At 43.0% G+C, this 17391-nt stretch carries 22 protein-coding genes; 17 read left to right on the forward strand and 5 right to left on the reverse strand.

What is annotated here, in order from left to right; genetic code table 11:
• Positions 1 to 48 precede the first annotated feature (48 nt).
• A complete protein-coding gene (locus tag GZ22_RS04415) occupies positions 49 to 1611 on the forward strand; it encodes a bifunctional GNAT family N-acetyltransferase/carbon-nitrogen hydrolase family protein (protein ID WP_038559119.1) in 1563 nt (520 codons plus the stop codon).
• 40 nt (positions 1612 to 1651) lie between these two features.
• On the opposite strand, the gene GZ22_RS04420 is transcribed toward GZ22_RS04415, so the two are convergent.
• Positions 1652 to 1888 (reverse strand): YhdB family protein, encoded by a 237-nt coding sequence (locus GZ22_RS04420; protein WP_038559122.1) that lies wholly within the window; start codon positions 1886 to 1888, stop codon positions 1652 to 1654.
• 155 nt (positions 1889 to 2043) lie between these two features.
• On the opposite strand from GZ22_RS04420, the gene GZ22_RS04425 reads away from it, so the two are divergent.
• Positions 2044 to 2631: a YhcN/YlaJ family sporulation lipoprotein gene (locus GZ22_RS04425; protein ID WP_038559125.1), complete on the forward strand. Its 588-nt coding sequence runs from the start codon at positions 2044 to 2046 to the stop codon at positions 2629 to 2631.
• A gap of 29 nt (positions 2632 to 2660) precedes the next feature.
• Here GZ22_RS04425 and ltaE read toward each other — a convergent pair whose 3' ends face one another.
• Complete coding sequence (gene ltaE, locus GZ22_RS04430) at positions 2661 to 3692, reverse strand: low-specificity L-threonine aldolase (RefSeq protein WP_038559128.1); 1032 nt, start codon at positions 3690 to 3692, stop codon at positions 2661 to 2663.
• A gap of 217 nt (positions 3693 to 3909) precedes the next feature.
• Between ltaE and GZ22_RS04435 the strand changes: the two genes are divergently transcribed.
• The 4 genes from GZ22_RS04435 to GZ22_RS04450 are packed head-to-tail and all read left to right on the forward strand — an operon-like array spanning position 3910 to position 7095.
• A complete protein-coding gene (locus tag GZ22_RS04435; protein WP_038559131.1) occupies positions 3910 to 4548 on the forward strand; it encodes a class I SAM-dependent DNA methyltransferase in 639 nt (212 codons plus the stop codon).
• Between the two features lie 13 nt (positions 4549 to 4561).
• Complete coding sequence (locus GZ22_RS04440; RefSeq protein WP_038559134.1) at positions 4562 to 5026, forward strand: S-ribosylhomocysteine lyase; 465 nt, start codon at positions 4562 to 4564, stop codon at positions 5024 to 5026.
• A 9-nt stretch (positions 5027 to 5035) separates the two neighbouring features.
• A complete protein-coding gene (locus GZ22_RS04445; protein ID WP_038559138.1) occupies positions 5036 to 5962 on the forward strand; it encodes a PLP-dependent cysteine synthase family protein in 927 nt (308 codons plus the stop codon).
• Entirely contained in the window at positions 5959 to 7095 is a 1137-nt protein-coding gene (locus GZ22_RS04450) for a bifunctional cystathionine gamma-lyase/homocysteine desulfhydrase (protein ID WP_038559141.1), read from the forward strand. Before GZ22_RS04445 ends, GZ22_RS04450 begins: the two co-directional genes overlap by 4 nt.
• 16 nt (positions 7096 to 7111) lie before the next feature.
• Here the strand turns inward: GZ22_RS04450 and GZ22_RS04455 are convergent, their stop codons facing one another.
• Positions 7112 to 7882, reverse strand: a complete 771-nt coding sequence (locus tag GZ22_RS04455) for a type 1 glutamine amidotransferase domain-containing protein (protein ID WP_084160648.1) — start codon at positions 7880 to 7882, stop codon at positions 7112 to 7114.
• A gap of 115 nt (positions 7883 to 7997) precedes the next feature.
• On the opposite strand from GZ22_RS04455, the gene GZ22_RS04460 reads away from it, so the two are divergent.
• Complete coding sequence (locus GZ22_RS04460) at positions 7998 to 9365, forward strand: dipeptidase (RefSeq protein WP_038559144.1); 1368 nt, start codon at positions 7998 to 8000, stop codon at positions 9363 to 9365.
• Positions 9366 to 9447: 82 nt separating this feature from the next.
• Positions 9448 to 10854: a SpoVR family protein gene (locus GZ22_RS04465; RefSeq protein ID WP_038559147.1), complete on the forward strand. Its 1407-nt coding sequence runs from the start codon at positions 9448 to 9450 to the stop codon at positions 10852 to 10854.
• 27 nt (positions 10855 to 10881) lie between these two features.
• On the opposite strand, the gene GZ22_RS04470 is transcribed toward GZ22_RS04465, so the two are convergent.
• A complete protein-coding gene (locus GZ22_RS04470; RefSeq protein WP_038559150.1) occupies positions 10882 to 11247 on the reverse strand; it encodes a thiol-disulfide oxidoreductase DCC family protein in 366 nt (121 codons plus the stop codon).
• Between the two features lie 166 nt (positions 11248 to 11413).
• Here GZ22_RS04470 and GZ22_RS04475 point away from each other — a divergent pair, with 166 nt between their 5' ends.
• From GZ22_RS04475 to GZ22_RS04495, 5 genes are all read left to right on the forward strand, one after another.
• Positions 11414 to 11722, forward strand: a complete 309-nt coding sequence (locus tag GZ22_RS04475) for an MGMT family protein (RefSeq protein WP_342666731.1) — start codon at positions 11414 to 11416, stop codon at positions 11720 to 11722.
• On the forward strand, positions 11709 to 12548 hold the full coding sequence (locus tag GZ22_RS17970) for an alpha/beta hydrolase (protein ID WP_051748024.1): 840 nt from the start codon (positions 11709 to 11711) through the stop codon (positions 12546 to 12548). The genes GZ22_RS04475 and GZ22_RS17970 overlap by 14 nt, the downstream gene beginning before the upstream one ends.
• Complete coding sequence (locus GZ22_RS04485; RefSeq protein WP_051748028.1) at positions 12541 to 13113, forward strand: nucleotidyltransferase family protein; 573 nt, start codon at positions 12541 to 12543, stop codon at positions 13111 to 13113. The genes GZ22_RS17970 and GZ22_RS04485 overlap by 8 nt, the downstream gene beginning before the upstream one ends.
• On the forward strand, positions 13097 to 13624 hold the full coding sequence (locus tag GZ22_RS04490; protein WP_038559159.1) for a GNAT family N-acetyltransferase: 528 nt from the start codon (positions 13097 to 13099) through the stop codon (positions 13622 to 13624). The genes GZ22_RS04485 and GZ22_RS04490 overlap by 17 nt, the downstream gene beginning before the upstream one ends.
• Before the next feature lie 159 nt (positions 13625 to 13783).
• Entirely contained in the window at positions 13784 to 14443 is a 660-nt protein-coding gene (locus GZ22_RS04495) for a class I SAM-dependent methyltransferase (protein ID WP_038559162.1), read from the forward strand.
• Between the two features lie 326 nt (positions 14444 to 14769).
• Here GZ22_RS04495 and GZ22_RS18425 read toward each other — a convergent pair whose 3' ends face one another.
• Positions 14770 to 14904 carry a small, acid-soluble spore protein L gene (locus GZ22_RS18425; RefSeq protein ID WP_102706725.1) on the reverse strand — a complete coding sequence of 45 codons (135 nt, stop codon included), beginning with the start codon at positions 14902 to 14904 and terminating at the stop codon, positions 14770 to 14772.
• Between the two features lie 135 nt (positions 14905 to 15039).
• Here GZ22_RS18425 and GZ22_RS04500 point away from each other — a divergent pair, with 135 nt between their 5' ends.
• From GZ22_RS04500 to GZ22_RS18165, 4 genes are all read left to right on the forward strand, one after another.
• Entirely contained in the window at positions 15040 to 15792 is a 753-nt protein-coding gene (locus GZ22_RS04500; protein ID WP_084160649.1) for a C39 family peptidase, read from the forward strand.
• 79 nt (positions 15793 to 15871) lie between these two features.
• Positions 15872 to 16399: a mismatch-specific DNA-glycosylase gene (locus GZ22_RS04505; RefSeq protein ID WP_038559165.1), complete on the forward strand. Its 528-nt coding sequence runs from the start codon at positions 15872 to 15874 to the stop codon at positions 16397 to 16399.
• Positions 16396 to 17151 carry an SDR family NAD(P)-dependent oxidoreductase gene (locus GZ22_RS04510; protein ID WP_038559167.1) on the forward strand — a complete coding sequence of 252 codons (756 nt, stop codon included), beginning with the start codon at positions 16396 to 16398 and terminating at the stop codon, positions 17149 to 17151. Before GZ22_RS04505 ends, GZ22_RS04510 begins: the two co-directional genes overlap by 4 nt.
• A gap of 79 nt (positions 17152 to 17230) precedes the next feature.
• The gene (locus GZ22_RS18165; RefSeq protein ID WP_084160650.1) at positions 17231 to 17353 is read left to right on the forward strand and encodes a YjcZ family sporulation protein; all 123 of its coding nucleotides are present in this window, start codon (positions 17231 to 17233) and stop codon (positions 17351 to 17353) included.
• The last annotated feature ends 38 nt before the right edge of the window (positions 17354 to 17391 follow it).

The raw sequence follows: 17391 nt of genomic DNA on the forward strand, positions 1-17391 counted from the left end.
AAGGGTAAAAACAGTAGTGAACTTTGCTGAATAGAGAGGATACCTACTATGTCTGAACTTGATTTGTCGCAGTTTGAAAAAAAGGTTATTTTACGTAATATTACGGAAGCAGATATTGATCAAATTCTGGACATGCAGAAAGTGTGCTTCCCGGGGATGGAGCCGTGGAAGAAAAGCCATTTGAAAAGTCATATCGACATATTCCCAGAAGGTCAATTTTGTGTGGAAGTTGACGGCAAGATCATTGGAAGCTGCTCTAGCTTGATAGTTAATTTTAATGAATACGATGATCATCATACGTGGGATGACATCACTGATGAAGGATACATCACGAACCATAATCCAGATGGTTTTAATTTGTATGGCATTGAGGTAATGGTCCATCCAGATTATCGTGGAATGAAGATAGGGAAGCGTCTTTATGAGGCTAGAAGGGAACTGGCCGCAGAGATGAACCTGAAAAGCATCATCATCGGCGGAAGAATCCCGAATTACCATAAATACAAGGATGAGATGACACCCCGACAGTATGTCGAGGAAGTAGAAGCACAGAATATCTATGATCCTGTTCTTACCTTCCAAATGATGAACGGATTCCGTGTGATGCGGATCAATCGCGACTATTTGCCTGATGACAAGCAATCCGCTACTTTTGCTACTTTGATGGAGTGGAATAATATTGAATATCATGCAAAGTCAAAACGCCATTTCAAGACGTCTTATCCAGTTCGAATTACAGTTATCCAATATATGATGAAACAAATCGAATCATTTGAAGAATTTGCACGGCAAGTGGAATATTATGTGGATGTCGCTTACGATTTCGGATCTGATTTTGCTGTATTTCCGGAAATCTTTACAACTCAGCTCATGAGCTTCTTAGAGGAGAAAGTGCCTTCTAAAGCGGTTCGTAAATTATCTGAATTCACGGAGCAGTATATCGAGCTATTCACAAGTCTGGCTGTACGCTACAATGTCAATATTGTCGGAGGCTCACACTTTGTGGAAGAGGACGATCATATTTATAATATCGCCTATTTATTCCGCCGGGATGGCACAATTGAGAAGCAGTATAAGATACATGTCACTCCGAACGAGAGGAAATGGTGGGGCATTCAGCCTGGTGACACAGTAAAGGTATTTGATACAGATTGCGGTCGTATTGCAATACAGATCTGTTATGATATTGAATTCCCGGAGCTTGCGCGCTATGCCGTTGATCAAGGGGCAAATATCATTTTTGTACCATTCTGTACGGATGATCGGCAGGGATACTTACGAGTGCGCTATTGTGCGCAGGCTCGTGCGGTCGAAAACCAAGTGTATACAGTCATCGCAGGAACTGTTGGTAACTTGACCCAGGTAGAAAATATGGATATTCAATATGCCCAATCCGGTATTTTCACACCTTCTGATTTTGAGTTTGCGCGGGATGGCATTGTTGGGGAATGCCCACCGAATATCGAGACAGTCGTTGTCGGCGATGTTGATTTGGAGATTTTGCAGCGACAGCGTAAGACAGGGACTGTACGTCATTTGCATGATCGCCGCAAAGACTTATTCGAATTGAAGTTCAAGAATCTGGAGAGTGAAACACCGGAAGATCAGTGAGTGAATGAATAAGACTCGAGCTAAGTGCCCGAGTCTTATTTCACATGTCCAAAGCATACAGCGTTGTATGACCTAAGGCATGATCGATATATTGAATTAACTCTTCATGTGATTTCACGACTGTGTGCTGCTCGGAGGGATAATGAAAGGCGTGCAGGAAGATTTCAATCCGCTTGGAAAGCAGATCATCCTTCGTGCGTACCATGAGGACAAGCAGATCATCCCACTGTCCCCAAATCGTAAATAGCAGTGCTTTTTCGTAATCCTGGACTTTCATTGCGCTATCCCCTTCCTGTCAGGGTATAGATAGTATCTCTCTAATCAGCAGGAACATTGCTGGCAGATATAAGCAGACAGAGTTCCTCCTTTGTATAGGGTGAAAAAATCCGTACATACTAAGCGCAGTATGGCAAATCAAAGGAGGAAACTTCAATGAAGAAATGGAAACTAATCAGCATGGCTGCCCTTGCTGCCATCACGCTTACAGCTTGTCAGAATGATGACAAAGATACTGGCATGGGCAATGTAGAACCGACTAGGTACAATAATACAGACAACAACTTGGTGCACCGTAATAGTGACAACACGATGGATGTTGATGACCGCCAGAAAAACGGTGATGATCAGCAGCCGCGTTACCAAGTTGCAGATGATGTAGCGAAAAAAGTGAAAGAAGTTGAAGGTGTAGATGATGCGTATGTATTTACAACTGACAACAATGCTTTTGTAGCCGTTGATATGAAGAACGATGATGACAATTCAGGAAACAATGGTATGGGGAACACGGCAACTGGTGATAACAATAACAATGATGTAACAGACAAGGTAAAAAAAGATGTGGAAAAAGCAGTAAGATCAGTTGATGAAGATATCGACAACGTATACGTATCCGCAGATCCAGATTTTCTGGGAATGGCAAAGGATTACAACAACAAAATTGATGAAGGTCAGCCAGTAAAAGGCTTCTTCCTTGAATTCGGCAATATGCTAAATCGCGTTTTCCCGAATAACGAAAGATAAAAAAGAGGCTCCCACGTGGGAGCCTCTTTTCAATTTGGCTGTTTCGAAAGTGATGAAGCAACTGCCAAAGCTTTCTTTATTGCACCTTTACCAACATCATAATGTGTTACAAAACGAACGCTATAAGGGCCGAAAGCATTAGCTAATACTTGCTGTTCTTTAAGCAGCTGAACATATGCATCAGCTGTCACACCAGTACCTTGCACATCTGCAAGTACAATATTCGTTTCGACTTTATTCATTATTTCAATACCGTCAATCTCAGCAAGGCCATCTGCCAATAGCTTCGCATTTTCATGATCATCTGCAAGGCGCTCTACATTTTCACGCAGAGCAACAAGACCAGGTGCTGCCAATATGCCTGCTTGGCGCATGCCGCCCCCAAGACGCTTTCTCCATTTTCTGGCTTTATCGATGAACACTTTAGATCCTGCCAGAACAGAACCGACAGGTGCTCCTAAGCCTTTGGATAAACAAACCTGGACAGTATCAGTTAGCTGCGCATATTTTGCTACACTAATACCGGAAGCAGCAGAGGCATTGAACAAACGTGCACCATCTAAATGAATCGGAATTCGGTGCTCGCGTGCTATTTGAGCAATTACCATCATATTTTCAATTGGAATGACAGCTCCGCCTGCTTTGTTATGCGTATTTTCCAAACAAATCAAGCCTGTTTCCGGAAAATGAATATCGTCCTTGCGAATAGCAGCAGCTAATCCCTCCGGACATATTGCACCGCGTTGACCTTTCAGAGTACGTGTCTGTACACCAGCAAAAATGGATGTAGCAGCTCCTTCATAGAGGAAAATATGCGATTCCTCTTCAAGTATAATTTCATTACCAGGGTTGCAATGAGATAGTACTGCGATTTGATTCCCCTGAGTACCGCTTGGTACGAATAATGCGGCTTCCTTTCCAAGTAAATCGGCAACCGTTTCCTCTAGCTCATTAACAGCTGGATCTTCTCCATAGACATCATCTCCGACCTCTGCTTCATAAGCAGCTTTTCGCATCGCTTCTGATGGTTTGGTGACCGTATCGCTACGCAGATCGATCATGACGACCACTCCTCTCCTTCTTATTATATAGTATGAATTTGTAACTTTTCCACTATTTTTATAGTTGTGATTCTGTATTCCTAAAAAGGGGGAAGTATGACTAACATCATAACTTTTCATTGAATAAACTGGGGTACTATGTTATTCTTCTGTCATAAACATGATAATCCTTATTCGTTTACTTGGATATGTAAGATATTACACTTGAGGTGATGAAATGGGCCGCGAATTTATCGATATGTTCGATGAATGGGCAGAAACGTATGATGATACGGTTACTGGTCAGGATCCACAATATAAAGAAGTGTTTGATAAATACAACGAAATCCTGCAAACTGTCGCAGATGCTGCAGAAGGAAACACGTTGGAGTTCGGTGTTGGTACAGGAAACCTTTCCGAAAAGCTGTTAGCTAAAGGACTGAATGTTACTGGTATAGAACCGTCTAAAGAAATGCGCGAGCATGCATCCCGGAAATTCCCGCAGCTTCAAATAGTAGACGGTGATTTTCTTTCCTTTCCAGAGCCTCAGCATGAGGTTTCAGCCATCGTCAGTACGTGGGCATTCCACCATCTGACAGATGACGAGAAGGAGCAGGCAATTTCTGGGTATGCAAAGCTGCTGCCTAAAGGCGGAAAAGTAATATTTGCTGATACGGTATTCTCAAGTGAAGATGGCCGTGACCAGCTGATTAAAGAAGAAAAGGATAAGGGCTATGACAGACTTGTCCAGGATTTAACGACGGAATATTATACGACGATGGAAGTGCTTCGTAACATTTTTCAAACGCACGGATTTCATGTTACATTTAAGCAAATGAACCGCTTCGTCTACTTGATCACAGCAGAAAAAGCGTAAGGGAGAGACAATCATGACAAAGAAAATGAACGTAGAAAGCTTCAACCTTGACCACACGAAAGTTGCTGCACCTTATGTACGTTTAGTTGGTATTACGGAGGGAGCGCACGATAAAGTTTACAAATACGATATCCGCTTCAAACAGCCAAACAAAGAATATATGGAAATGCCGGGTTTGCATTCTTTGGAGCATTTGATGGCTGAAAATATCCGCAATCATATTGAAAATATCCTTGATATCGGTCCTATGGGCTGCCAAACTGGATTCTATGTTTCTATCTTGAATAACGACAGCTATGATGACATCCTTACAGCTTTAGAAAAAACACTGCAAGATGTGCTAGATGCAACAGAAGTACCTGCTTGCAATGAAGTGCAATGCGGCTGGGCAGCTAACCACAGTCTTGAAGGTGCACAGGTGATCGCGAAAGAAATGCTTTCCAAAAAAGATGAATGGCGTCAAGTTTTCGCTGAATAGAGGGAGAAAATGGCTGTTTACAATTCAGTACATGAACTGATTGGGAATACACCGATTGTGCAAATAACGAACTTTTCTCTTCCAGAGGGAGTTCGTTTATTTGCGAAACTGGAGTTTTATAACCCTGGAGGAAGTGTGAAGGATCGGCTTGGTGTCAATTTGATAGACGAAGCGTTCCGGACAGGGAAGCTGAAGGAAAACGGTACGATTATTGAACCGACAGCGGGTAATACAGGCATCGGCATTGCACTTGCGGCCTTGAAACGCAAGGTTTCCGTAATCTTTTGCGTACCAGAGAAATTCAGCCGGGAAAAACAAGAGCTGATGCGTGCGCTTGGGGCAAAGGTAATCAATACACCGACCTCCGAAGGGATGACAGGAGCTATTAAAAAGGCAAAAGAGCTGCTGGATGAAATCACTGACAGCTATTGTCCGCAGCAATTTGCTAACCCTGCTAACCCAGAGACATACTATAAGACGCTTGGTCCGGAAATATGGCATGATCTAGAAGGTAATGTTGATATCTTCGTTGCCGGCGGCGGTACAGGCGGCACGTTCATGGGAACCGCGCGTTATCTAAAAGATCAGAATCCTGAAGTGAAGACAGTTATCGTTGAGCCTGAGGGTTCCATCCTAAACGGAGGAGCTCCAGGTTCACACAAAACAGAAGGTATAGGCATGGAATTTTTACCGGATTATATGGATACTGCATATTTTGATGCGATTCATACAATTACAGATGACGATGCATTTTATTATGTAAAAGAACTGGCTGCTAAAGAAGGGCTGCTTGTCGGTAGTTCCTCTGGATCTGCTTTTACTGCAGCACTTAAAGAAGCAAAACATGCGAAGCCGGGAACAACGATTGTGACCATCTTTCCAGACAGCAGTGAGCGCTACCTCAGCCAGCAGATTTACCAAGGAGGATTAGAATGAGACGTAAAACAAAAATGATTCACGGTGGAATTACATCGGACGAAAAAACGGGCGCGGTTAGTGTGCCAATCTACCAAGTAAGTACGTATAAGCAACCTGGACCTGGTGAACATACAGGCTATGAATATTCTCGTACAGGCAATCCAACGCGACATGCATTAGAAGAAACAATCGCTGCACTTGAAAACGGTAAGAGAGGCTTTGCATTCAGCTCCGGTATGGCAGCCATTACGTCTGTTATGATGCTGTTTGAAGCTGGCAGTCATGTTGTCATGACTGACGATGTGTACGGCGGCAGCTACCGTCTTGCCACGAAGGTGCTGACACGCTATCAGCTGGGTCACACATTTGTTGATACAAGCTCACCAGAAGCTGTTGAACAGGCAATCAAACCAGAAACAAAAGCTATTTACGTCGAGACACCAACGAATCCGTTATTGAAGATTACAGATATCCGAAAAATGGCGGAAATTGCGAAGAAACACGATTTGCTGCTGATTGTCGATAATACATTCGCAACACCTTATTGGCAAAATCCGATTGACTTAGGAGCAGATATTGTACTCCACAGTGCAACAAAATATATCGGTGGTCATAGCGATGTCGTATCGGGTCTTGTAGCCGTAAATGATGATAAACTTGCCGAAGAGCTGCACTTTATCCAGAACTCGGCCGGTGCCGTTCTTGGACCGCAGGATAGCTGGCTGCTTCTTCGCGGAATCAAGACACTTGGTATCCGTATGGAAGCTATCGAAAAAAATAGCGCTAAGCTAGTTGATTTCCTGAAAGCTCACCCAGGAGTGAGTACGATTTATTATCCTGGTCTGCCTGAACATAAAGGACATGACATTGCTGCAAGCCAAGCAGAAGGCTTTGGCGGGATGATTTCCTTTGACGTCGGCAGTGGTGAAAAGGCAGATCAAGTACTGCGTAAGACGAAATATTTCATTTTAGCGGAGAGTCTCGGCGCAGTCGAAAGTCTTATTTCCCTTCCTGCTAAAATGACGCATGCATCCATTCCAGCGGAGCGCAGAGCGGAATTGGGAATTACAGATGGCTTGATCCGAATCAGTGTCGGTATTGAAGATAGTGAAGATTTAATTGAAGATTTGAAGCAAGCAATGGAAGATTGATAAAAGCCAGCTCCGATTAAGGAGCTGGCTTTCTTCTTAGGATTTGTTCTTCTTCTGGGATTCGCAGTACAGCGCGGAACGAACGAGGGTTTTCTTCAAAATCCTTTTGTTCAATACGCTTGATAACTGCTTTTGCAACATCTTTGACACTAGCTGGATTTTGGCCGGTGATTAATTTGTCATCAGCTTCTACATGTCCTTTGAATGGCACTTTTGATTTGTGGTACGTCAGTGCACGTTTTTTTAGCTGCTCTTCCAAGCTATAAGGGATTTCGTGTTTGTTCAGGCTGGCTGTTTCTTCACGGTCGGAATAACCTGTGACTGTTTTATCTTGTAATAAGTAAGTCCCATCAGACAATTTTACATTTAACAATGCAGCAGGACCATGACAAACTGCGGAGACAATCCCGCCATTTTCATAGATATCCCTCGTTAGCTGCTGCAGCTCTTTATTTTCAGGGAAGTCCCACATCGTACCGTGACCTCCTGTGAAATAAATAGCATCATAATCAGCTGCATTTACTTCCTTCGGGGAGAGGCTGTTCTCCAGCAATCTCCTGAAGCCCGGTGCTCGGTAATACTTCCGCAGTTTATGGCTTTTAAATAACCCTGTAAGACTGCGATGATCTATTGGTATATTTCCACCCTTTGGACTGACGACAGTCATAATATGGCGTGTCTTTAGCTTATCGTAAAAATTCGTCAGTTCGCTGAACCAGAGTCCTGTTGTATGGGGTGTCTGTTTCAGGCTGTCGTGGTTTGTTGCAACAATTAATACATTTCCCATTGTTCTCCTCCTGACGTAACTGTGTATTTCTTATTAAATTCCACCGGCGGGTACAAGCTAAACAAGAAACAGCCGATTTATGCTACACTAATAAGAAAAGGAAAGGGTGGCATATATGACGAATCAAGTTGTCGCTTATTTACAGGAAAATCGGGAGCAATTGCTGGAGAAGCTTTATACATATCTTCGAATCCCTAGTATCAGCACAGATAGTACATATAAAGAAGATGTTGCAAAGACAGCCGGCTTTACGGCTGACTATTTGAAGGAAATTGGCTTTGATAAAGTAACCATCCAAGAGACAGAGCGTCATCCTATCGTAACGGGTGAATGGCTTGGTGCAGGTCCAGATAAACCGACTGCACTTTTTTACGGACATTATGATGTCCAGCCGGCAGATCCACTTCCGCTTTGGGACAGTGAGCCTTTTGAGCCGACAGAACGAAATGGCCGGATCTATGCTCGAGGCGTGAGTGATGACAAAGGTCAAGTATTCATGCACCTAGCAGTTTTTGAAGCTTTCATGAAAACAGAAGGCAAACTGCCGATCAATGTAAAAGTATGTATTGAAGGTGAAGAAGAAATCGGAAGTACGAATCTGCATGGAGTATTGCATGAGCAGACAGAGCAATTCCAAGCAGATTTTGCCATTATCAGTGATTCAGGCATGGTCGAAGCAGGGCAGCCAACGATGCTTTATGGCTTAAAAGGTGCAGCTGCACTTGAATTCTCTGTGTACGGACCAGATCGTGATTTACATTCTGGTATGTATGGCGGTGCTGTACGTAATCCGCTGCAAGCATTGGCTCATATCTTAAGTTCCTTGAAGGATGAAGAGGAAGTCGTCCAAGTAGAAGGTTTCTATGATGGTGTGGAGGAATTGCCGGAAGAAGAACGTAAACTGATGGCTCAAGCACCAGGTGAAGACTTTGTCCAGACAGTCGGCGTACCAGAAGCAGTTTCCGAAAAAGGCTACACTGCCAAGGAGCATACAATGGCTCGCCCGACGTTGGAAATCAACGGTATGTACGGCGGTTACCAAGGAGAAGGCACGAAAACAATCATCCCAGCTGAGGCGACAGCAAAAATTACGAGTCGTCTCGTACCTGGACAAGATCCAGTTGATATCGTGGAGAAAATTACGGCACATATCGAGAAGCATGCGCCTGCTGGTGTTCGTGTTGAAGTGAGACCAGAGCCTTTCAAAGCGAAAGCATATAAAGTCGATCCGAATCATCCGCTGATCCAAAAAGCTGCGGAAAGTCTGACCCAAGCTTTCGGTAAGGAAACTGTCTTCGTCCGTATGGGCGGATCTATCCCTGTTGTAGAATGGATTGATACGGTTTACCAGATACCAGTAGTGTTGCTTGGCTTCGGAACACCAGAGGACAGACTGCACTCCCCGAATGAAAGTTTTCCTTTGGAGAGCTTTGATAAAGGGATGGAGACACTGGTCTATTACTACCAAAAAGCGAGCGAGTAAAAAAAGACACCCAAATGGGTGTCTTTTTTCTGTCTTCCCAGCATATGTATGAGTACTATTACGTACAAAGGGGAGAAAGCCCGTGCTGCAATCCGACACACACGCATTGGAAAGGGCAATTGGGGAAATAACGGAAATCGCAAAGGGCTTCGGTCTTGATTTTTACCCGATGCGCTATGAAATTTGTCCAGCTGACATTATTTATACATTCGGTGCTTATGGGATGCCGACGAGATTTACGCACTGGAGCTTCGGGAAGCAATTTCATAAGATGAAGCTGCAATATGACCTTGGTTTAAGTAAGATTTATGAGCTTGTTATCAATAGTAATCCTTGTTATGCCTTCTTATTAAATTCCAATAGTCTTGTTCAGAATAAATTGATTGTTGCCCATGTGCTTGCTCATTGTGATTTCTTTAAAAATAACGTCCGATTCCAAAATACAAATCGGAATATGGTCGATAGTATGGCTGCTACTGCAGAAAGAGTTGCTGCATATGAAAAAGAATTTGGTAAGAAAGAAGTTGAGGATTTTCTTGATGCCGTGCTGGCAATTCAGGAGCATATCGATCCATCCTTGCTGCGACCGAAGCTAGGTTGGGAAGCCGACGAAGAGGTAGAAAAAAGTCCGGAAAAAGCGACGGAATATGATGATCTTTGGTTTGTTGACCGAGGTAAATCAAAAGATAAAAATGAGAGAAAACGTAAGGCGTTCCCGCCTCGTCCGGAAAAAGATATTCTTCTGTTCATAGAGGAATACAGCCGGAATTTGGAAGACTGGCAGCGGGATATCCTGACAATGATGCGGGAGGAAATGCTTTATTTCTGGCCGCAGCTGGAGACAAAGATCATGAATGAAGGCTGGGCATCCTACTGGCATGCTCGCATTCTTCGTGAGATGGATCTGACAAGTGATGAAGCAATCGAGTATGCAAAGCTCAATGCTGGTGTTGTCCAGCCGTCTCCATCGCAGATTAATCCATATTATCTTGGTATCAAGATTTTTGAAGATATCGAAGAGAGGTTCGACAATCCTACCGAAGAAATGAAACGGTATGGTGTGAAGCCAGGTTCCGGCAGAGAGAAGATGTTCGAGGTTCGGGAAATAGAGTCGGACATTTCTTTCCTTCGAAATTACCTGACAAAAGATCTTGTGCATCGGGAAGATATGTATTTGTTCCAAAAACAAGGCAATGAATATAAAATCACAGATAAAGACTGGGAAGCGGTACGCGATCAGCTGATTACGATGCGGGTGAATGGAGGTTTTCCTTATTTGACCGTAACAGACGGCGATTACATGTCTAATGGTGAGCTATACCTGAAGCATCATTATGAAGGTGTCGAATTGGATTTGACGTATCTGGAGCGGACATTGCCGTACTTTTATCAGCTATGGGGGCGATTCGTCCATATGGAGACCTATATCGAGGGGAAACATGTGTTATTCAGCTATGAGGGAAAACGAGTATTGAAGAAGTACCTATAAAAAAGAAGGGGCGGCTGCCCCTTCTTTTTAAATTGCTTTCAGTTGTTTTGTGCCGAACCAGTCATGGCGGTTATCAGACACCCATTTATATAGAGATTCTAAGTAAGGGTCTAAGAACGGAAGATGCAGAATCCATCCTAACACTGCGGTAACAGGTAACAGTGTCAAAACTTTTTTAACAGTTTCATGTCCTTTGTAGATATCACCTTTGAAAGACATCATATGAATACGGTCATACACATCACCTTTGGCTAGGAAACGGAAACGCTCGTAATTCTCGATATTTTGTACTGGAATCCATTTCACATTATCTAGCCAGTCTAATTTTTGAATTACTTGCTTTGCAGTTGAACAAAGTGGGCAGCTTGCGTCAAAAAATACAATATGCTTCATTACACATTCTCCTCTCGTTTACTACATAGCCCGTCCAGCATGATGTTAAACAGAAGTTGACCTACTTAGACTATTTAGATAGAGTCTATCATATTTTTGTGTGAATTTCACAGCAGCTGGAAGTTTGCTATACTAATTGACAGATAGTTCTAAAAAAGGAGGGTATATGATGGATCCCTTCACCGAGAAAGTGATTGGTATCATCAAATCGATACCAAAAGGAAAAGTAATGACCTACGGCCAAATCGGTGAGGCAGCAGGTAAAGCGCGAGGTGCGAGGCAAGTATCACGAATATTACATAGCATGAGCCGGAAACATAATCTTCCATGGCATCGGGTCATCAGTGCCGATGGGAAACTGAAGATACAAGATGAAGAGACACGCAATGAACAGTTAGAGAGACTGTACGAGGAAGGTCTGGAGATCCTGAATGGCCGTGTCGATTTGAAGGAGTATCGGTATGAGCCTGAATAAGAAACACGCTGAGATTATAGGAGAGGGAAAACCTGTATTGTTCTTGCCTAGTGCAGACTTTAATGGAAACCAGGGTAAGCAACTTGCGGATCAAGCAGGGGCAGGATATAGCTTTCATTTACTTGATCTTCCTGGACTTGGTCAAAGTGATGGAATCGAGAAGTCAATTTCTGTGAAGAAGCTCGGTGAGTGGGTGAAAAGTTATGCAGATGCACAAGGCTTAGAGAGAATATCCGTTATCGGCCATTCTTTAGGAGGCCTTGCCGGCATTTCATTCGCTCTCCATTACCCAGAAAAAGTAGACAAGCTTATACTCCTTGATGCTGGACATAAGGCACTTGGCGTCTTTCCAGTAAGTGAATTTGGAGTGCTGGGGTTAGTACTGCCTTTCATCTCCTTCATACATAGACTTTATCCTGCTCCTGTTAATAGACGATTAACTAATCTTTTCCGCAATCCAAATGATTCAACAGAATTATTGCATCGTTTCTGTGAGACACATCAGACAGAAGTAAATCACTATACCAAGCAAATGTTTGATAATCTTCCGGCTATATCTCCTTCTGCCATTAATCTATATATGCTTTATTATCGTACGAATTTACCTAAGCTAACTCGCAAGTTGAAGGTTCGTACGTTACTTATCTGGGCAGATTTTGCAGGTATAGACGAAAAGGAAGCAATCAGAAGTCAAAAGGCAGCAGAAGCTATGCAGAACGAGCATGTACTGCTTAAAAAAGTATCAGGAACTCACTTTGTCCAATTCCGGGAGGCTACCCATCAATATATTGCTGGTTACTTAAAGGGGAATGCGTCTTATGCTTAAAACAGAAGAAGATATACTTAAAGCAATCAGACAAGATAAATGGATGATGGAGGTACTAAGCGCAGCAGCAAGGTTACAGCTACCTGATCTTTGTATAAGTGCCGGTTTTGTCAGATCAAAGGTTTGGGATGTCCAACATGGATATACACGGCGTACGCCGCTTCCGGACGTAGATGTCGTTTATTTTGATGCTTCTGATATAGATGAAGTGACAGAAAAGAAATATGAAAATATGCTGCTGCAAAGGATACCAGATGTACCATGGTCAGTGAAAAACCAGGCTAGAATGCATGAAGTTAATAAATTGCCTGCCTTTAGAAATACGGAGCATGCAATTGCTTGCTACACAGAAACAGCTACTAGCATTGGCGTGAGGATGAACGGAGATGAATTACAGTTGATAGCGCCGTATGGAGTGGTAGATTTACTCGCTTGCCGTATTGCACCGACTCCTTTATACGCTAGGGATACAAGCTATCATCCTATCTATCTGAAAAGAGTAAAACAGAAAAATTGGCAGCGGCTTTGGCCATGCGTTCGAATGGAGGATATACATAATGACTGATGTGAAAATCAGACCGGTGAGAAAAGAAGACGGTCCAATTCTATGGGAGCTTAAATATGGAGCAAAGGAGCCGGAGTGGAAGAAGTGGGATGCACCTTATTTCTCTTTTGTTCACGTGCCGAGAGATGAATTTTTGGCTAGCTTCCGCTACGAAGAAGAGTCCCCGGATCAATGGGTAATGGAAACAGATGGAACTGTTATTGGGACGTTAGGATATTACTGGGAACATGAGCCGTCCAAGTGGCTGGAGATGGGTATCACAATCTATGATTCTGCTTATTGGAATGGAGGGTACGGAACTGCAGCACTCCGACAATGGATATCACATTTATTCAACACGCTGCCAATTGTAAGGGTAGGTTATACAACTTGGTCAGGAAACAAGCGAATGGTGCGTCTGGGAGAAAAACTCGGTATGACGATGGAAGCTCGCATGAGAAAATGCAGATATTATAATGGAGAGTATTATGATTCAATTCGCATGGGATTGCTTCGAGAAGAGTGGGAATAAGTGAAGAAATACACAAATTATAGTGAGTATTTCTTTACAATCTTTTTTTAGAAATAATCCTTTCATCCTTGTCCAAACATGTTACACTATGCTTAGTAAATTCTTTGTAAAATAATTTACCGAAAGTATATATAACTCTATGCTGGGGGAAATGGCACTATGAGTATGATGTTACAAACATATTGGAATAGTCGTTTTGAAGCAGGGGACATTTGGGGAACGGAAGCAACACCATCAGCTGTCATGGCATATCCATATTTTGCGGCTGATCAAGCGAAGCAGTTATTTGTACCAGGATGTGGATATGGAAGGAATAGCAACTTCTTTGGGGAATATGCATTTGAAGTGACAGCTTGTGACATATCAGAAGTGGCAATTGAGCGTGCCAGCAGTCATGCAAAGGCAGTTGGATTGGCTAATGTGAATCACTTCGTCGGGGATTATTTGAATTTGCCGTTTCCATCGACAGAAAGATTCGACGGCATTTATTTATCGAGTATACTTCATATGTACACAGAAGAAGAACGAGAACAACTACTTGCCCACTTCACATCATTGCTGCGCAAGGATGGATTATTGATTTTCTCTTGCCTGTCAGCAAGAGATGAGAAGCTGTATGGTGCTGGAGTGGAAATGGAAAAGGATACATTCCTTGTGCATGACCGGATTGCGCATTTCTTCCAAGAAGAAGAACTGAATGCACTGCTTGAGGATGATTATCAAGTTGTCGAGATGACACTTCATAAACAGCGAGTAGATTTTAAAGCAGGTGCAGAACAGGATGCCCAGCTTTGGTTCGTCGTAGCACGGAAAAAATAAAAGAGCCTGGAACAAAAGCCTTTAAGTATTACAAAAAGCCAGACAATACCGTTTAATAATACGGTATTGTCTGGCTTTTTGTTACATTAAGATATATAGAGCTATGCTGTCGCTCCGGAAATACACTCCGCTTTCCTGCGAGTGGCTGGTGAGCCTCCTCGTGCTTTCGCACTGCGGGGTCTCACCTAGGCCTTCCTCCCGCGGGAGTCTCCGTGTATTTCCTACGCTAATTAAGCGCAACAGTCCTACTAGCGTAGGCAGAACATGGAGACTCCGAAGCGATGCCGCCCACGAGCATTGTTCGTCTTACAGTACTAAATATTATTTTATATCTTCGTGTTCTTTTTCTTTGCTCGCTGCTCCAGCTGGTTTTTTGGTTCCTGGTTTGCTGCGTCTTCTGGCAGTCCTTGTTTGTTTACACTGGTAGCCGCTTTTTCATTCTGGCTTTTTTTTCTGCTCATTTCCAATCACCTCCTTGTTAGTATGGCATTTGTCCTGATTTTTATTAAAAGATTGATGTATATTGGCATAGTAAGCTGGGCTACTTTATAATTAGAAACAAGCCTTTTAATTAGCTATTCAACAGGAGAGAAAAAATGAAAAATAAATATGTTATCATCTTAGTGAGTCTGGCAGCCATAGCTCTTGTCTTGGCGATTCTTACTTACCAGAACCGTTCGGATGATTTGCGGGCTGAATCAGAAACTGCCACGAGAAAGACGGAGATTGAGAACAAAGATGATGTACCGCAGTTATCAGCGGTCGAGGAAGGGCCCTTAGATGTGCCGCTTCTTAATCAAATGGATGCACCACGACTATATAATGGCTGTGAAGTAACGAGTTTAGCGATGATTTTATTATATGCAGGATATGATGTGACAAAAAATGACTTGGCCGATCAAATTGCAAACGTACCGCTGAATTATGACAATGGCCTTCATGGCGATCCAAATGAAGGATTCGTCGGAGACATGCCGAATGGACCCGGACTTGGTGTTTACCATGGACCAGTTATGGATGTTGCGAAACAAGTAGCAGGGGATAAAGCAGTCGACATGACTGGGAAATCAGTTGAAGAGGCTATTTATCAACCTTTGGATAATGGTAATCCTGTTTGGATCATTACAACAGCGAGTCTGGCACCGGTTAGTGACATGCAAACATGGGACACACCAAATGGAGAAGTCGATGTAACTTATAGTGTTCATAGCGTGGCTGTTACTGGTTATACGGAAGACACTGTGTTCATCAATAACCCATATGGCCAAAAAGACCAGGAAGTGGATCGGGAGAATTTTGAGAAGGCTTGGGAACAGCTAGGTAGCCAGGCAATTTATATCGAAAGTTAAGAAAAGCACAGCGACACTGTGCTTTTTTTGCGTCTTGAGAACCCTTTGGCTACAATGTAAGAAGAGTGGAGGTGCTGAAATGAGTCTTGAACCAATACCGGATCATATCGATAAGGGACTGAAGCTTTTGTTCATCGGTTTCAACCCGAGTGTACGTTCAGCTGAAACTGGTCATCACTACGCAAATCGGAATAACCGCTTCTGGAATATCCTATATCAAGCAGGCATTACAGAACGGAAATGTGAACCTTTTGAAGATCAAGATTTGCTAGGTAAAGGGATTGGTTTTACGAATATAGTAGCCAGACCAACCAAGGCCGCAGCAGATATAACCAAGGAAGAGTACATAGAAGGAGCGCAGCTGCTCCGTGAAAAACTAGCTCATTATCGTCCAGGAGTCGCTTGCTTTGTCGGCAAAGGTGTTTACCAGCAGTACAGTAAGGTGAAACAGACTGGCTGGGGTATTCAGGAGTCTTCAGTGACGAAAAATGTAATAGAGTTTGTTGCGCCATCTTCAAGCGGACTAGTGCGCATGCCTATAAAAGAAATTGTTAGTATCTATGCAGAGATTCCAGCTTTATTACAGGAATTGGAGGAGAGAAAATGAAAACAGCAGTAGTAACAGGGGCTTCTCGCGGTTTGGGGGAAGCGATTGCCAAGCAATTGTTAGAAAGAGGAATCCAAGTAATTGGAGTTGCAAGAAAGAATAGTGACAATCTGTCTTCTTATGAAGGAATGGATAATGCTAGTTATACATATCGTTATGGTGACTTGCAGGATACAGCGGCTTGTGAGAAAGATTTTGAGTATTTAGCAGAAGACATTTTTACAAAAGCCGATGATACTGTCTACTTGATTAACAATGCCGGTGTAGTCGGTCCGATTGCGACTGCTGATTCATACAGTCTTTCTGAATGGGAAGCACATATGGCCATCAATTTAACTGCACCAATGCTGGCATGCTCTACTTTTCTCAAATATGCTAAAACATATAACATTCCGCTAGTTATCGTAAATGTTACCTCCGGTGCAGCCGAACGTTCTGTGCATGGCTGGAGTGCTTATAGTACGTCGAAAGCCGGTTTGAACCGCTACACAGAAACAGTAGCTCATGAAGAGGCAGAAGCTGGTACTGGTAATATCGCTATTGCTTACAATCCCGGCATTATGAATACGGATATGCAGGCAGATATACGTTCGAGCGAACCAGAACAATTCCAAGAAGTACAGAAGTTCAAGGATTATGTGACAAACAAGTCGCTTAGGGATCCAATGTTTGTCGCAGGTGTATTAGCTGACATCCTAACTGGAAGTGAAATCGAAAACGGGAAACGTTATGCTGTGAAGGATTATGTTTAAGTAGTTTAGGTATGCGCCCTCTCCTTTCTGGGTTCTGCACATACAATGCATTATCCTGTAGGAAAAAGGGGGAAGTAAAATGTCTAAAGGTAATGAGGGAGGCTTCGGCTTCGCATTTTTGGTTGTGTTATTCATCCTTTTGATTATTGTCGGTTCATCTTATGTAGGTGGCAACGACTACGGTTATGGCTACGGCTATTAATTTATAAATGAAGAAGCTTTGCACAAATTCGTGCAAAG

The organism is Terribacillus saccharophilus (genome assembly GCF_000725365.1).
Lineage (GTDB): Bacteria > Bacillota > Bacilli > Bacillales > Amphibacillaceae > Terribacillus > Terribacillus saccharophilus.

What these genes read in the sequence shown, in the direction of transcription:
- GZ22_RS04415 (WP_038559119.1), top strand. Translation starts at nt 49, where the DNA reads ATGTCTGAACTTGATTTGTCGCAGTTTGAAAAAAAGGTTATTTTACGT.
- GZ22_RS04420 (WP_038559122.1), bottom strand. Translation starts at nt 1,888, where the DNA reads ATGAAAGTCCAGGATTACGAAAAAGCACTGCTATTTACGATTTGGGGA.
- GZ22_RS04425 (WP_038559125.1), top strand. Translation starts at nt 2,044, where the DNA reads ATGAAGAAATGGAAACTAATCAGCATGGCTGCCCTTGCTGCCATCACG.
- ltaE (WP_038559128.1), bottom strand. Translation starts at nt 3,692, where the DNA reads ATGATCGATCTGCGTAGCGATACGGTCACCAAACCATCAGAAGCGATG.
- GZ22_RS04435 (WP_038559131.1), top strand. Translation starts at nt 3,910, where the DNA reads ATGGGCCGCGAATTTATCGATATGTTCGATGAATGGGCAGAAACGTAT.
- GZ22_RS04440 (WP_038559134.1), top strand. Translation starts at nt 4,562, where the DNA reads ATGACAAAGAAAATGAACGTAGAAAGCTTCAACCTTGACCACACGAAA.
- GZ22_RS04445 (WP_038559138.1), top strand. Translation starts at nt 5,036, where the DNA reads ATGGCTGTTTACAATTCAGTACATGAACTGATTGGGAATACACCGATT.
- GZ22_RS04450 (WP_038559141.1), top strand. Translation starts at nt 5,959, where the DNA reads ATGAGACGTAAAACAAAAATGATTCACGGTGGAATTACATCGGACGAA.
- GZ22_RS04455 (WP_084160648.1), bottom strand. Translation starts at nt 7,882, where the DNA reads ATGGGAAATGTATTAATTGTTGCAACAAACCACGACAGCCTGAAACAG.
- GZ22_RS04460 (WP_038559144.1), top strand. Translation starts at nt 7,998, where the DNA reads ATGACGAATCAAGTTGTCGCTTATTTACAGGAAAATCGGGAGCAATTG.
- GZ22_RS04470 (WP_038559150.1), bottom strand. Translation starts at nt 11,247, where the DNA reads ATGAAGCATATTGTATTTTTTGACGCAAGCTGCCCACTTTGTTCAACT.
- GZ22_RS04475 (WP_342666731.1), top strand. Translation starts at nt 11,414, where the DNA reads ATGATGGATCCCTTCACCGAGAAAGTGATTGGTATCATCAAATCGATA.
- GZ22_RS17970 (WP_051748024.1), top strand. Translation starts at nt 11,709, where the DNA reads ATGAGCCTGAATAAGAAACACGCTGAGATTATAGGAGAGGGAAAACCT.
- GZ22_RS04485 (WP_051748028.1), top strand. Translation starts at nt 12,541, where the DNA reads ATGCTTAAAACAGAAGAAGATATACTTAAAGCAATCAGACAAGATAAA.
- GZ22_RS04495 (WP_038559162.1), top strand. Translation starts at nt 13,784, where the DNA reads ATGAGTATGATGTTACAAACATATTGGAATAGTCGTTTTGAAGCAGGG.
- GZ22_RS18425 (WP_102706725.1), bottom strand. Translation starts at nt 14,904, where the DNA reads ATGAGCAGAAAAAAAAGCCAGAATGAAAAAGCGGCTACCAGTGTAAAC.
- GZ22_RS04500 (WP_084160649.1), top strand. Translation starts at nt 15,040, where the DNA reads ATGAAAAATAAATATGTTATCATCTTAGTGAGTCTGGCAGCCATAGCT.
- GZ22_RS04505 (WP_038559165.1), top strand. Translation starts at nt 15,872, where the DNA reads ATGAGTCTTGAACCAATACCGGATCATATCGATAAGGGACTGAAGCTT.
- GZ22_RS04510 (WP_038559167.1), top strand. Translation starts at nt 16,396, where the DNA reads ATGAAAACAGCAGTAGTAACAGGGGCTTCTCGCGGTTTGGGGGAAGCG.
- GZ22_RS18165 (WP_084160650.1), top strand. Translation starts at nt 17,231, where the DNA reads ATGTCTAAAGGTAATGAGGGAGGCTTCGGCTTCGCATTTTTGGTTGTG.